Source organism: Bacillus sp. GS3m_15504 (genome assembly GCF_055825275.1).
In genome coordinates, this window is sequence record NZ_JBVVNL010000001.1 from 1,209,335 (window position 1) to 1,222,652 (window position 13,318).

The 13,318-nt window shown below is 36.2% G+C and carries 12 protein-coding genes; 9 read left to right on the top strand and 3 right to left on the bottom strand.

From position 1 onward, the window contains the following. Nucleotides 1-40 precede the first annotated feature (40 nt). Complete coding sequence (locus AC0L0O_RS06505) at nt 41-460, top strand: acyl-CoA thioesterase (RefSeq protein ID WP_000495810.1); 420 nt, start codon at nt 41-43, stop codon at nt 458-460. A 26-nt stretch (nt 461-486) separates the two neighbouring features. Here AC0L0O_RS06505 and AC0L0O_RS06510 read toward each other — a convergent pair whose 3' ends face one another. Together AC0L0O_RS06510 and plsY are read right to left on the bottom strand one after the other, a co-directional pair. Then, nucleotides 487-777 (bottom strand): HesB/YadR/YfhF family protein, encoded by a 291-nt coding sequence (locus AC0L0O_RS06510; protein WP_001054445.1) that lies wholly within the window; start codon nt 775-777, stop codon nt 487-489. Between the two features lie 108 nt (nt 778-885). Then, nucleotides 886-1,482, bottom strand: coding sequence for a glycerol-3-phosphate 1-O-acyltransferase PlsY (gene plsY, locus AC0L0O_RS06515; RefSeq protein WP_000258977.1), 597 nt, complete (start codon nt 1,480-1,482; stop codon nt 886-888). Nucleotides 1,483-1,707: 225 nt separating this feature from the next. Here plsY and AC0L0O_RS06520 point away from each other — a divergent pair, with 225 nt between their 5' ends. From AC0L0O_RS06520 to AC0L0O_RS06555, 8 genes are all read left to right on the top strand, one after another. Further along, nucleotides 1,708-3,564, top strand: coding sequence for an anaerobic ribonucleoside triphosphate reductase (locus AC0L0O_RS06520; RefSeq protein ID WP_473785673.1), 1,857 nt, complete (start codon nt 1,708-1,710; stop codon nt 3,562-3,564). Further along, on the top strand, nt 3,561-4,013 hold the full coding sequence (gene nrdG / locus AC0L0O_RS06525; protein WP_000867062.1) for an anaerobic ribonucleoside-triphosphate reductase activating protein: 453 nt from the start codon (nt 3,561-3,563) through the stop codon (nt 4,011-4,013). The genes AC0L0O_RS06520 and nrdG overlap by 4 nt, the downstream gene beginning before the upstream one ends. Nucleotides 4,014-4,032: 19 nt before the next feature. Beyond that, the gene (locus tag AC0L0O_RS06530; RefSeq protein WP_001044685.1) at nt 4,033-4,710 is read left to right on the top strand and encodes a response regulator transcription factor; all 678 of its coding nucleotides are present in this window, start codon (nt 4,033-4,035) and stop codon (nt 4,708-4,710) included. A gap of 202 nt (nt 4,711-4,912) precedes the next feature. After that, nucleotides 4,913-6,154, top strand: a complete 1,242-nt coding sequence (locus tag AC0L0O_RS06535) for a S1C family serine protease (protein WP_000542634.1) — start codon at nt 4,913-4,915, stop codon at nt 6,152-6,154. Nucleotides 6,155-6,233: 79 nt separating this feature from the next. Further along, the gene (locus tag AC0L0O_RS06540) at nt 6,234-6,647 is read left to right on the top strand and encodes a CoA-binding protein (RefSeq protein WP_000151380.1); all 414 of its coding nucleotides are present in this window, start codon (nt 6,234-6,236) and stop codon (nt 6,645-6,647) included. 375 nt (nt 6,648-7,022) lie between these two features. Beyond that, nucleotides 7,023-8,987, top strand: a complete 1,965-nt coding sequence (gene parE / locus AC0L0O_RS06545) for a DNA topoisomerase IV subunit B (RefSeq protein ID WP_001062207.1) — start codon at nt 7,023-7,025, stop codon at nt 8,985-8,987. A 1-nt stretch (nt 8,988) separates the two neighbouring features. Beyond that, nucleotides 8,989-11,412, top strand: a complete 2,424-nt coding sequence (gene parC / locus AC0L0O_RS06550; protein ID WP_001147474.1) for a DNA topoisomerase IV subunit A — start codon at nt 8,989-8,991, stop codon at nt 11,410-11,412. Between the two features lie 151 nt (nt 11,413-11,563). Continuing rightward, entirely contained in the window at nt 11,564-12,595 is a 1,032-nt protein-coding gene (locus tag AC0L0O_RS06555; RefSeq protein WP_000719757.1) for an oxidoreductase, read from the top strand. Between the two features lie 23 nt (nt 12,596-12,618). Here AC0L0O_RS06555 and AC0L0O_RS06560 read toward each other — a convergent pair whose 3' ends face one another. After that, nucleotides 12,619-13,221, bottom strand: a complete 603-nt coding sequence (locus AC0L0O_RS06560) for a TetR/AcrR family transcriptional regulator (protein ID WP_002036855.1) — start codon at nt 13,219-13,221, stop codon at nt 12,619-12,621. Nucleotides 13,222-13,318: the final 97 nt, after the last annotated feature.

Sequence of the window (13,318 nt, forward strand, 5' to 3'; positions counted from 1 at the left end):
GTATGCAAGGTAGCAGAAGTGAAAGAAGGCGAATATACATATGTTTGTAGCAGAACATGAAGTTGAAATCCGTTATGCGGAAACTGATCAAATGGGTGTTGTTTACCATTCAAACTATTTGGTGTGGCTTGAACTAGGTCGCACGAAACTTATACAAGATTTAGGTTTTTCATATGTTGAAATGGAGAAGGAAGGAATTATTTCTCCTGTTTTAGATTTGCAAATTTCTTATCGTAAAGCGATGCGTTACGGAGAAAAAGCAATTGTAAAGACGTGGGTTGATACAGTGAGCCCGCTTCGCGTTGTATATGGATATGAAATTTATAATGGTGATGGCGAACTTTGTATTACTGCAAGTACAACGAATATTTGTGCAAAAAAAGAAGGATTCCGCCCTGTATCATTTAAAAAGTTCTATCCAGAGTGGTATGCGAAATATGAGGAAATCAAGAAAAAATAAAAAAGCGTGGCGGAAGCCACGTTTTTTTATTTTTCATAATTAAATTGCGGGAAATCATCACCATCGTTAAATGTAACAACTAAATTATGTCCATCGAAGAACCACTCATCATCGCTTTCAATAAAGAAGTTAATATCTTCTTCTTGAATTTGAACAGTAGGGTGTGCAGGATCATCTTTACGAATACCTAAAGAAAGTCCTTTTTGCACAGTACTGCAACCACCGTATTGTACGAAAAAGCGTAGTGTTTCACCTGATTGTAAGTTTAATTCGTTTTTATACCATTGTGCTGCTTCTTTTGTTACGGAAAGATTCATGTATAGTTCCTCCAAATTATGTTGCTTTTTCTTTAGTATAAAAAATAACGCAAAAAGACGCTATTAATATGCTTCACGTTTTCTTTTTGCGTTATGTGGGTTACGATCTTATTTTTGCTTTTTTGAAAAGTTCGCTTTCGGTTCAGTTTTATTTATAATTCGTCCAATATTTGCACGGTGTTTATAAATAACCATACCTGCTAATAAACACATCGCAATAATGAAGATTTTATCCCCGCTAACAATGGATGCAATAACAGCAACAACTGCTGTTACCATAGAAGAAAGTGATACGTATCTTGTTGTAAATAAAAGGGTGAAAAATACAACAGCTAATATTGCAAAAACAACTGGTGAATAGCATAATAGCACCCCAGCAGAAGTTGCAACTGCTTTACCACCACGGAATTTCGCGAAGATTGGATAGACATGTCCAAGAACAGCTGCTAACCCGAACCATAGTGGGTGAATATCTAATCCGAAAACCATTGGTAGACTTGTTGCTAATGTCCCTTTTAAAATGTCAGCAATTGTAACGGTAAAACCTGCTTTTTTCCCTAATGTGCGGAATGTATTTGTTCCGCCTAAATTACCGCTTCCATGCTCACGAATGTCAATTCCATAACCAATCTTTCCAACGACTAGTGCAAATGGAATCGAGCCAAGTAAGTAGGCAACGATAAATAAAAGATATGTAGTAACCATAAGTTCAGTCTCCTTTATTCAAATGTGTTGATAAAGGGTAAAAAGAGTTTTTCCCGTATATTGTACCATACATTTGTAAAGAGCACATTTCTTTTTTGTAAATGAAAAATTCATTATTTCGTGCAAAAAATTTCACAGGAATGTTACATTTCTCACAGAAACAATAAGACTATATGTAGTAACATTTTAATCAAAAGACAACAACATATTGGTGGAGGGTTATAAATGTTACAAAAAAATAAACGTGGAGAAGAATTAATGAGAGTGTTTGAGACGATTGTCCACGGCAATGAACAAGATTTAATGCAAGAAAATGCAAATGTAGATGGCCGCTCTCCGATGGGCGTAATGGGAACGTTCGCATCTGAGAGTGCGAAATATTATGCAGTTGAAAATTTATTGTCAGATCAAGTGAAAAAGGCGATCAATCAAAATATATTATATCCGCATGACTTAGATTTTTATGCGACTGGAACAACGACTTGTTCGCAGATTCCGTTAGCGCAAATGCTTACGAACGGTTTTCATACCGGACATGGACATATGAGACAACCGCAAGACATTAAAAGTGCATTGGCTCTTTCATCTATTATTTTTCAAGCGAATCAAAATATGCAGCACGGTGGTCAATCGTTTGCACTCTTTGATGTTGATTTAGCTCCATATGTGAGAAAAACAGTAGAGAGACATAAGAAACGATTGCAGTCATATCCGCTTACGAAAGAACAAATAGAAGAATTTGCGTGGAAAGAAACAGAAAATGATACGTATCAGGCTTGTGAAGCTTTCATTCATAATTCAAATAGTATGCATAGTAGGGGCGGAGGACAAGTACCGTTTATTTCTATTAATTATGGAACAGATACGTCTAAAGAGGGACGATTATTAGTTAGACAGCTTTTAAAAGCGACACAAGCTGGTCTTGGTAAAGGGGAAACACCAATTTTTCCTATTCAAATTTTTAAAATGAAAAAAGGTGTGAACTTTGAAGAATGTGATCCGAACTATGATTTATTTGAATTAGCGTTAGAGACAACGGCTGAAAGGTTATTCCCTAACTTTTCATTTTTAGATGCGCCATTTAATGCTGTGCATTATGATGGACGACCGGAAAGTGAAGTATGTTACATGGGATGTCGTACTCGTGTTATGTCGAACATACATGGAGAAGAAACGGCGATTGGAAGAGGGAATTTATCATTTACATCTATTAATTTAGTCAAATTAGCATTAATTAGTGGTTCAAAAGAAGCGTTTTTTGAAGCGTTAAATTATTATTTAGATTTAGGAATTAAGCAATTATTAGAGCGATTTGAGTATCAATGTACGAAGCGAGCAAGAGATTTCCGATTTTTATATTCACAAGGTGTATGGCGCGGTGGAGAAAAGTTACAGCCTGAAGATTCTGTAGCATCCATTTTAAAGCAAGGGACGTTAAGTCTTGGTTTTATCGGCCTTGCGGAGTGTTTAGTAGCTTTAACAGGAAAGCATCATGGAGAAGATGAAGAATCATGGAAACTCGGGTATGAAATTATTTCCTTTATGAGGGATAGAATGGATAAAGCGACAGAAGAACATGAACTGAATTTCTCGGTAATTGCAACTCCAGCAGAAGGATTATCAGGGAAGTTTGTGAAAAAAGATAGAGAAGAATTTGGCGTGATTAGCGGTATAACAAATCATAATTACTATACGAATTCATTCCATATTCCAGTTTATTATAACATGCAAGCGATAAATAAAATTCGTTTAGAAGGCCCGTTCCACGCTCTATGTAACGGGGGACATATTACGTATATTGAACTAGATGGAGCAGCAATGCATAACAAAAAGGCATTAAAACAAATTGTGCAAGCGATGGCAGAACATGGCGTTGGATACGGTTCAATTAATCATCCTGTTGACCGTTGTAAGTGCTGTAGTTATCACGGGGTTATTGGAAATGAATGTCCGAGCTGCGGAAATGAAGATGAGGCTAATATAGAAAGAATTCGCCGTATAACAGGTTATCTTGTAGGAGATATGTCGAAGTGGAATAGTGCGAAACGTAGTGAAGAGATGGATCGGGTGAAACATAAATGAAAGTGATGAACATTATTCATGATAGTGTAGTAGATGGAGAAGGGTTGCGGACAGTCGTGTTTTTTGCGGGCTGTCCGCATCGTTGTTTCGGTTGCCATAATCCGAAATCGTGGAATATTTGTAATGGAACTGAAATGACAGTAGAAGAAATTGTGAAAGAGATTGCAAGTAATCCATTAACTGATGTAACATTTTCAGGTGGAGATCCATTTTTCCAAGCTGCTGAAGTGAAAAAAGTAGCAAAAGCTGTGAAAGATTTGAAAAAAAATCTATGGATGTATACAGGTTATACGTTAGAAGAGATACAGAGTTCTCAAAATAATGATATGATAGAGTTGTTACATTATGGGGATGTTTTAGTCGATGGAAGATTTGAAATCGGGAAAAAAGATTTAACACTTCCATTTCGCGGAAGCTCCAATCAACGTATTATTCGATTGAAAGAGTAAAAAGGCGGGATAGATTATTATGAATAAAACAGTATTACTTGTTGAAGATGAAAGAAGATTACGTGAAATTGTTAGCGATTATTTTCGTAATGAAGGCTTTGAAGTAATCGAAGCAGAAGACGGAAAAAAAGCGCTAGAATTATTTGCAGAGCATGAAATTGATTTAATCATGTTAGATATTATGTTACCGGAAATAGATGGATGGTCTGTTTGTAGACGAATTAGAAAAGAATCAGCAGTACCAATTATTATGCTAACAGCACGTTCGGATGAGGATGATACATTATTAGGATTTGAATTAGGTGCAGATGAATATGTAACGAAACCTTTCAGCCCGAAAGTGTTAGTAGCTCGCGCGAAGACGTTACTGAAACGTGCGGATGGCGTGGTAGGAGTAGCAGAAGAAAATGCTATGTCTTTAGCTGGAATAGAAGTGAATCGTCTATCTAGAACTGTTTTAGTAGATGGAGAAGAAATTATATTAACACATAAAGAATTTGAACTTCTCGTTTATTTAATGGAGAACAAAGGAATTGTGTTGTCACGTCAACATTTATTAGATCAGTTATGGGGATATGACTATTACGGTGATGACCGAACGGTTGATACTCATATTAAAAAACTACGAAATAAGCTAGGAGAGAAAGCGAAGCATATTGGTACTGTTATTCGTGTTGGTTATAAATTTGAAGAATAACTCGGAACGTATTGTGTGCTTCAGTCTAGGAAAATAACAATTTTATATCCTCTTTTGCAGGTAGAATGTACAAAAAATGCTTTTTTTGTCTACAATGTTAAATAAGCGTATTTTTTTAATTGGATTTCACGATGAGTTCACAAGAAGGACACAAAACGTGACTATACTGAAAATACGAATTCACCAGAGAGGGGAAGTAAACATGGGATATTACGACGGACCAAATTTAAATGAAGAGCATAGTGAAACGAGAGAAGTGAGAAAATCGGGCAGTAAAAAAGGCTATTTTTTCACAGGTTTAGTCGGAGCTGTAGTTGGGGCTGTTTCAATTAGTTTTGCGGCACCATATATGCCATGGGCTCAAAATAATGGAGCGGCTGTATCATCTTTTAGTTCAGATTCAAAAGTTGAAGGTACTGTAGTTCCTGTTGTCAATAAAGCAAAAAATGAAACGGATTTACCTGGTATGATTGAAGGCGCGAAAGATGTTGTTGTTGGTGTTATTAATATGCAACAAAGCATTGATCCATTTGCAATGCAACCGACAGGTCAAGAACAACAAGCTGGTTCAGGATCAGGTGTTATTTATAAAAAAGCAGGAAATAAAGCATATATTGTAACGAACAATCATGTAGTAGATGGTGCAAATAAACTTGCTGTAAAACTGAGCGATGGCAAGAAGGTAGATGCAAAGCTTGTAGGGAAAGACCCTTGGTTAGATTTAGCTGTTGTTGAAATTGATGGTGCTAATGTTAATAAAGTTGCCACTTTAGGTGATTCAAGTAAACTTCGTGCGGGTGAAAAAGCAATTGCAATCGGTAACCCATTAGGATTTGACGGAAGTGTAACGGAAGGTATTATTAGTAGTAAAGAACGTGAAATTCCAGTAGATATCGATGGCGATAAGCGTGCAGATTGGAATGCTCAAGTTATTCAAACAGATGCAGCAATTAACCCTGGGAACAGTGGTGGTGCGTTATTTAACCAAAACGGAGAAATAATTGGGATTAATTCAAGTAAAATTGCACAACAAGAAGTTGAAGGAATTGGATTTGCTATTCCAATTAATATCGCAAAACCAGTTATTGAATCACTTGAAAAAGACGGAGTAGTGAAACGTCCAGCTCTTGGAGTAGGTGTCGTTTCATTAGAAGATGTGCAAGCTTATGCAGTAAATCAATTGAAAGTGCCAAAAGAAGTAACAAACGGCGTTGTATTAGGTAAAATTTACCCAATATCACCTGCAGAAAAAGCTGGTTTAGAGCAATATGATATTGTAGTAGCATTAGATAATCAAAAAGTAGAAAACTCACTTCAATTCCGTAAATATTTATATGAGAAGAAAAAAGTAGGCGAGAAAGTGGAAGTTACATTCTACCGTAACGGTCAAAAAATGACGAAAACAGCTACTTTAGCAGATAACTCAGCTACAAAGAATCAATAATCGGAATAAAAGAAAGTCTCTTTCATATTGAAAGAGACTTTCTTTATCGGCTATACTAAAGGAATAGGAGGGATTAATTATGACAATTGAAAACCCAACTCGTACGGAAATTGGTGAAGTGTTAAAGAAAAGCAAAACAATTGCGGTTGTTGGATTATCAGATAAGCCAGAACGTACATCGTATATGGTTTCAAAAGCAATGCAAGATGCTGGGTATCGCATTATTCCAGTTAACCCAACAGTAGATGAGGTGCTTGGAGAAAAGGCAATTGCTTCACTAAAGGATATTAAGGAACATGTTGACATTGTAAATGTATTCCGCCGTTCAGAATTTTTAATGGATGTTGCAAAAGAATTTGTAGAGATTGATGCAGATGTTTTTTGGGCACAATTAGGAGTACAAGATGAAGATACATACAAACTTTTAAAAGAAAAAGACTATACTGTAATAATGGATCGTTGTATAAAAGTAGAACATGCGATGACAAAATAGTGTAGACTGTAAAGTTAGAAAGATTGCTTCAGCCCTCATGATAATAAGTAGGGCCGATGAACGAGGTGTTCATCATGAGATTTTTTAAAGGCTGTTTTTGGGGATTGTTACTTGTAATCCCGTTTTGGATATTGATCATTTGGATCATAATAAAGGTTTGGAATGTGTAATCTTGGAATACATATCCATTTCTCGTTGACAAACGATTATTTTTCTGAAATAGTAGCCTAGAAGAATCCTTGTGAAAAAACAAGGATTTTTCTATTGAAAATGGTATATAAAAGAGATAAGATAACTTGCCAAAACTATAGTCGAGGCGTTATTCTATAATAGAAACATATGTTCTGATTTTGGATTAGGAAAGGGGCAAGGAGTTTGGCGAAGCATCAGTTCCAATATAATGAAGATGCGATTCAAGTGTTAGAAGGACTTGAAGCCGTTCGAAAACGCCCGGGTATGTATATCGGGAGCACGGACAGCCGTGGATTGCATCATTTAGTATACGAAATAGTAGATAACTCCGTTGATGAAGCGTTAGCGGGATTTGGCGACGAAATTTCTGTCGTAATACATAAAGATAATAGTATTAGCGTTATAGATAAAGGGCGAGGAATGCCTACGGGAATGCATAAGCTTGGAAAACCTACACCAGAAGTTATTTTAACTGTACTTCATGCCGGTGGTAAGTTTGGTCAAGGTGGTTACAAAACGAGTGGTGGTTTACACGGTGTTGGGGCATCAGTTGTAAACGCCTTATCTGAATGGTTAGTCGTAACGATTAAGCGTGACGGAAATATTTATGAACAACGCTTTGAAAATGGCGGTGTTCCTGTAACGACGCTTGAGAAAATCGGAAAGACGAAAGAATCTGGTACAACAATGCATTTCAAACCAGATACAACGATTTTCAGTACAACAAATTACAATTATGAAACATTATGTGAGAGATTACGCGAATCTGCATTCTTATTAAAAGGGATGAAAATCTCAATAAAAGATGAAAGAAATGATTTAGAAGATGTCTTTCATTATGAAACAGGAATTGAAGCTTTCGTTTCCTATTTAAACGAAGAAAAAGATTCAATTCACCCAGTTGTATACTTCACTGGTGAACAAAATGGGATTGAAGCAGAACTAGCATTTCAATTTAACGATGGCTACTCAGAAAATATTCTTTCGTTTGTAAATAATGTACGTACAAAAGATGGTGGAACACATGAAGCTGGATTTAAGACAGCAATGACGCGTGTGTTCAATGAGTATGCTCGCAAAGTTTCACTATTAAAAGAAAAAGATAAAAACTTAGAAGGTACAGATATTCGTGAAGGTGTAGCGGCTATCGTTTCTGTACGTGTACCAGAAGAAGTACTTCAGTTTGAAGGACAAACAAAAGGGAAACTAGGTACAAGTGAAGCTCGTTCTTCAATTGATGCCATTGTATCAGAGCATTTGGCTTACTTTTTAGAAGAAAACCCGGACGTAGCCACACTTCTTGTGAGAAAAGCAATTAAAGCAGCGCAAGCACGTGAAGCCGCTCGTAAAGCGAGAGAGGAAGCGCGTACTGGTAAAAAGAAAAAGAAATCAGAAGGTACATTAAGTGGTAAGTTAACACCTGCACAATCACGTAACCCGCAGAAAAATGAACTATACCTAGTAGAGGGTGACTCTGCCGGTGGTTCTGCAAAACAAGGGCGAGATCGACGTTTCCAAGCGGTATTACCGTTACGTGGTAAAGTAATTAATACAGAAAAAGCAAAGCTTGCTGATATTTTCAAAAATGAAGAGATTAATACAATCATTTATGCAATTGGCGGCGGTGTAGGCAATGAATTCGATGTGGAAGATATTAACTACGATAAAGTTGTCATTATGACCGATGCCGATACAGACGGAGCGCATATTCAAGTATTGTTATTAACATTCTTCTACAGATATATGAAACCACTTATCGAAGCTGGTAAAGTGTTTATCGCACTTCCACCTTTATACAAAGTAAGTAAAGGAAAAGGGAAAAGTGAAGTAATTGAATATGCATGGTCAGATGAAGAGTTAGATAGTGTAACGAAAAAAGTTGGAAAAGGTTACATGTTACAGCGTTACAAAGGACTTGGCGAAATGAATGCGGATCAATTATGGGAAACAACGATGAATCCTGAAACACGTACATTAATTCGCGTGAAAATTGATGATGCAGCAAGAGCAGAGCGCCGCGTAACAACATTAATGGGCGATAAAGTAGAACCGCGCCGTAAATGGATTGAGCGTAATGTACAGTTCGGTATGCAAGAAGAAGGAAATATTTTAGAAAATGAAATGATTATGGAGACGGAGGTGGAATAACATGCAAGCAGAGAAGTTTCATGACCTCCCGCTTGAAGACGTGTTAGGTGACCGCTTTGCACGTTATAGTAAATATATTATTCAAGATCGCGCACTTCCAGATGCGCGTGACGGCTTAAAACCAGTACAAAGACGTATTTTATATTCTATGTATGTAGAAGGAAACGTACATGATAAAGCGTTCCGTAAGTCGGCTAAAACAGTCGGTAACGTTATTGGTAACTATCACCCGCACGGTGATTCCTCTGTATATGAAGCGATGGTACGTTTAAGTCAAACTTGGAAAGTACGTAATGTTTTAGTTGAGATGCATGGTAATAATGGTAGTGTTGACGGGGATCCGGCAGCAGCAATGCGTTATACGGAAGCCCGATTATCACCAATTGCATCTGAGTTATTACGTGATCTTGATAAAGAAACAGTAGAATTCGTATCTAATTTTGATGATACGAGTGAAGAACCGGTTGTTTTACCAGCAGCGTTCCCGAACTTATTAGTGAACGGATCTACAGGAATTTCCGCTGGTTATGCAACAGAAATTCCTCCGCATCATCTTGGAGAAGTTATTGACGCTACAATGATGCGTATTGATAAACCGAATAGTACTGTTGATGATTTATTAACAGTTATGAAAGGTCCAGATTTCCCAACAGGTGGTATTATTCAAGGGATTGATGGTATTAAAAAGGCGTATGAAACAGGTAAAGGTAAAATTATTATTCGCGGGAAAGCAGAAGTTGAAACGGTTCGTGGCGGGAAACAGCAAATCGTAATTACTGAAATTCCATACGAAGTAAATAAAGCAAACCTTGTTAAGAAAATGGATGAGTTACGTCTAGATAAAAAATTAGATGGTATTGCTGAAGTACGTGATGAGACAGATCGTACAGGTCTTCGCATTGTCGTAGAATTAAAAAAAGAAGCAAATTCTGAAGGTATTTTAAATTATTTATATAAAAATACAGATTTGCAAATTCCATATAACTTTAATATGGTAGCGATTAATAATCGTCGTCCAACGCTTATGACATTACCGAAAATTTTAGATGCATATATTGGCCATCAAAAAGAAGTTGTTACGAGACGTTCACAATATGAATTACGAAAGGCAGAAAATCGTCAACATATTGTAGAAGGTTTAAAGAAAGCATTATCGATTTTAGACCAAGTTATTGAAACGATTCGAGCTTCAAAAGATAAGCGTAATGCAAAAGATAATTTAAGTGCGAAATTTGGTTTTACAGAAGCGCAAGCGGAAGCAATTGTATCCTTGCAATTATATCGTTTAACGAATACAGATATTACAGCGCTACAACAAGAGGCAGATGAGCTTAATAAGAAAATTATTGAGCTACAGGCAATTTTACAAAGTGAAAAAAGATTACTTCAAGTAATTAAAACAGATTTAAAGAGAGTTAAGAAAACATATAGTGATGATCGACGCGCGATTATTGAAGATCAAATCGAGGAAATTAAAATCGATGTAGAAGTGATGATCCCACAAGAAGATGTCATCGTTACTGTAACGAAAGAAGGATATGTGAAACGTACTGGATGGCGCTCACATAATGCCTCAAATGGCAAAGACTTCGGTATGAAAGAGGGTGACATCTTACTTGAACGATTCGATACGAATACGACAGAGACAGTCCTCTTATTTACGAATAAAGGAAACTATATATATCTGCCAGTATACGAAATGCCAGATATTCGTTGGAAAGATTTAGGACAGCACGTTGCTAATATCGTTTCACTCGATCGGGATGAAACCATCATTTGGGCAACTGTCGTACCGAACTTTGAGGAAGAAAAGCGATTTATCGTATTTGTAACAAAGAACGGTATGATTAAGAAAACAGAATTAAACCAATATAAAGTACAGCGTTACTCAAGAGCATTCGTTGCTGTAAACTTGAAAAAAGATGATGAAGTTGTTGATATATTTGCGACAGATGGAACGAGTGATATCGTTCTTGCTACACACGGTGCATATGCACTTATTTTCCATGAAGATGAAGTAAGTCCAGTCGGTGTAAGAGCCGCTGGTGTGAAAGCAATTAATTTAAAAGAAGATGACTATGTCGCTTCTGGTAAACCATTAAATGCTGATAAAGATCAACTTATTCTCGTAACGCAGCGCGGTGCTATAAAACGCCTAAAAGCGTCAGAAATTGAGAAATCAACGAGGGCGAAGCGAGGTCTTGTTATTTTCAAAGAGTTAAAACGTAATCCATACCGCATTGTCGGTATTGAAATCGTTCGAGACGATGAATTAGTTTACATGAAGACAGAGAAACATATTGTAGAAGAAATTGATCCGAAAGCGTATCGAAATAAAGACCGGTATAGTAACGGTAGTTTAGTGCTAGATGTTAATGATACTGGTGAAGTTATTGAAACGTGGACGAAAAAAAGACCGGAATAAAAAAAGCATCTTGCCATGAATAATGGCAAGATGCTTTTTTCTAGGCAACTTATTATGTAAATAATAATAATCTTGTTATAATAACTGAATGAAATCGTTCTCATGAAGTGGACTTACTACCCACAAATAGCGGGATAAATGGAGGGGCAACATGAAAAAAATAGGTGTAGGGATTGTAGGGTTTGGATTTTCTAGTACAACATTTCACATCCCATTATTACAAACGATAGAAGAATACGATATTCGTGCCGTATTATCTTCAAAAGAAGAGGTAGTAAAAGAAACATTACCGAATGCTAACGTCGTGAGTACAATTGATGAATTGGTGAAGCGAGCTGATATTGACTTAGTTGTTATTACTTCACCAAATACAACTCATTTTCCATATGTAAAAGAAGCAATATTAAACGGTAAGCATGTTGTTGTAGAGAAACCATTTGTTGTTTCAATTGAAGAAGGAGAAGAGCTTATTTCATTAGCAGAGCAGCATAATGTCGTATTAAGTGTATATCATAATCGTCGTTTTGATAATGATTTCTTAACAATTAAGAAATTATTAGAAGAAAATAGAATAGGGAACCTATACGCATATGAAGCGCATTTTGATCGCTTCCGTCCACATGTACGTGATCGCTGGAGAGAAAAGAACTTACCAGGATCAGGTATATTATATGACTTAGGCTCGCATTTAATTGACCAAGCATTATCATTATTTGGGAAACCAGACGCGATACGTGCAGATATAATCAAACAACGCCCAGGTGCAGAGGTGGATGATTATTTCCACATAGTACTTCATTACGGAGTTAAACGTGTCATTTTACGTAGTAGCAGTTATGTGAAAAAGGCAGGTCCACACTTTACAATGCATGGGGATAAAGGTTCTATCGTGAAATATGGTATGGATTCACAGGAAGAACAATTAAAAAATGGAATGAAGCCAGGGGATAACGGTTACGGAGTAGATACTGAAGCTAATTTTGCTACTGTAGAAACAGAAGAAGAGTTAGTACGTATTCCAACAGAAGTTGGCTGTTATGACATGTATTATAAAAGGGTAAGGGATAGTATTGTAAATGGTGAGAAACCACCTGTAACAGCGCAAGAAGGTTTAGAAGTAATTAAGTTGATTCAATTGGCGGTTGAAAGTAGTGAAACAGGTAGGATCATATTTATAAAATAAAAAGACACGAGTTTCGTGTCTTTTTATTTTTGTGGAACAGAAAGACCATAGAAAAACATAGTGACAATATCTTGAATATGTTTTTCACGATCCCCTTCAAGAAGCTGTGCCCCGAAATCATCACCTAATTTAGTAAACATTTGAATGTAAAGTAACATCATTTCTTTAGTAAGATGAGGATTAATTTCATTATTGCGCTGCGCTCGTTCTAATATTTCTAAATACCATGGCAGTATTTTTTCATTTTGATAACTATAAATAAACTCTCGGAGAATTTCGTCTCTTTGCATCATTTGTAGTAACATATCAGGTTGAAATAACCCGCCAGTATTCATTTTTCGTACAATCATTTTTTGCATCATGTCATGGAAAGGTAATTTTTCTTCAGCAAGTTCTTTATAATATTGAAATTCACATATGATAAATTCTTGTATAAGTTCTCTAAATAACGCATCTTTACTTCCAAAATGATTATAAATTGTAACTTGAGAAACGTTTGCTTCTTTTGCGATATGTTCTATTTTTACTTCATTAAATCCACGTTCTGAAAATAATAAGAAAGCTGCCTCTTTAATAGCGCGTTTTTTCTTTTCTTTCACTTTTTCAAAGCCATTCAATACAATCACCTCAATAAAAATATACAGGAAAATATAGGTGGAAACAATATTTTTGAAATATGGACATATAAATATTTCAAAAAGTTGTTGCGAATATGGAAGAGGA

Bases quoted from the DNA above. Each gene is read 5' to 3' on its own strand.
- AC0L0O_RS06535 (WP_000542634.1), top strand. From the start codon at position 4,913: ATGGGATATTACGACGGACCAAATTTAAATGAAGAGCATAGTGAAACG.
- AC0L0O_RS06555 (WP_000719757.1), top strand. From the start codon at position 11,564: ATGAAAAAAATAGGTGTAGGGATTGTAGGGTTTGGATTTTCTAGTACA.
- nrdG (WP_000867062.1), top strand. From the start codon at position 3,561: ATGAAAGTGATGAACATTATTCATGATAGTGTAGTAGATGGAGAAGGG.
- AC0L0O_RS06505 (WP_000495810.1), top strand. From the start codon at position 41: ATGTTTGTAGCAGAACATGAAGTTGAAATCCGTTATGCGGAAACTGAT.
- AC0L0O_RS06530 (WP_001044685.1), top strand. From the start codon at position 4,033: ATGAATAAAACAGTATTACTTGTTGAAGATGAAAGAAGATTACGTGAA.
- AC0L0O_RS06510 (WP_001054445.1), bottom strand. From the start codon at position 777: ATGAATCTTTCCGTAACAAAAGAAGCAGCACAATGGTATAAAAACGAA.
- AC0L0O_RS06540 (WP_000151380.1), top strand. From the start codon at position 6,234: ATGACAATTGAAAACCCAACTCGTACGGAAATTGGTGAAGTGTTAAAG.
- plsY (WP_000258977.1), bottom strand. From the start codon at position 1,482: ATGGTTACTACATATCTTTTATTTATCGTTGCCTACTTACTTGGCTCG.
- AC0L0O_RS06520 (WP_473785673.1), top strand. From the start codon at position 1,708: ATGTTACAAAAAAATAAACGTGGAGAAGAATTAATGAGAGTGTTTGAG.
- parC (WP_001147474.1), top strand. From the start codon at position 8,989: ATGCAAGCAGAGAAGTTTCATGACCTCCCGCTTGAAGACGTGTTAGGT.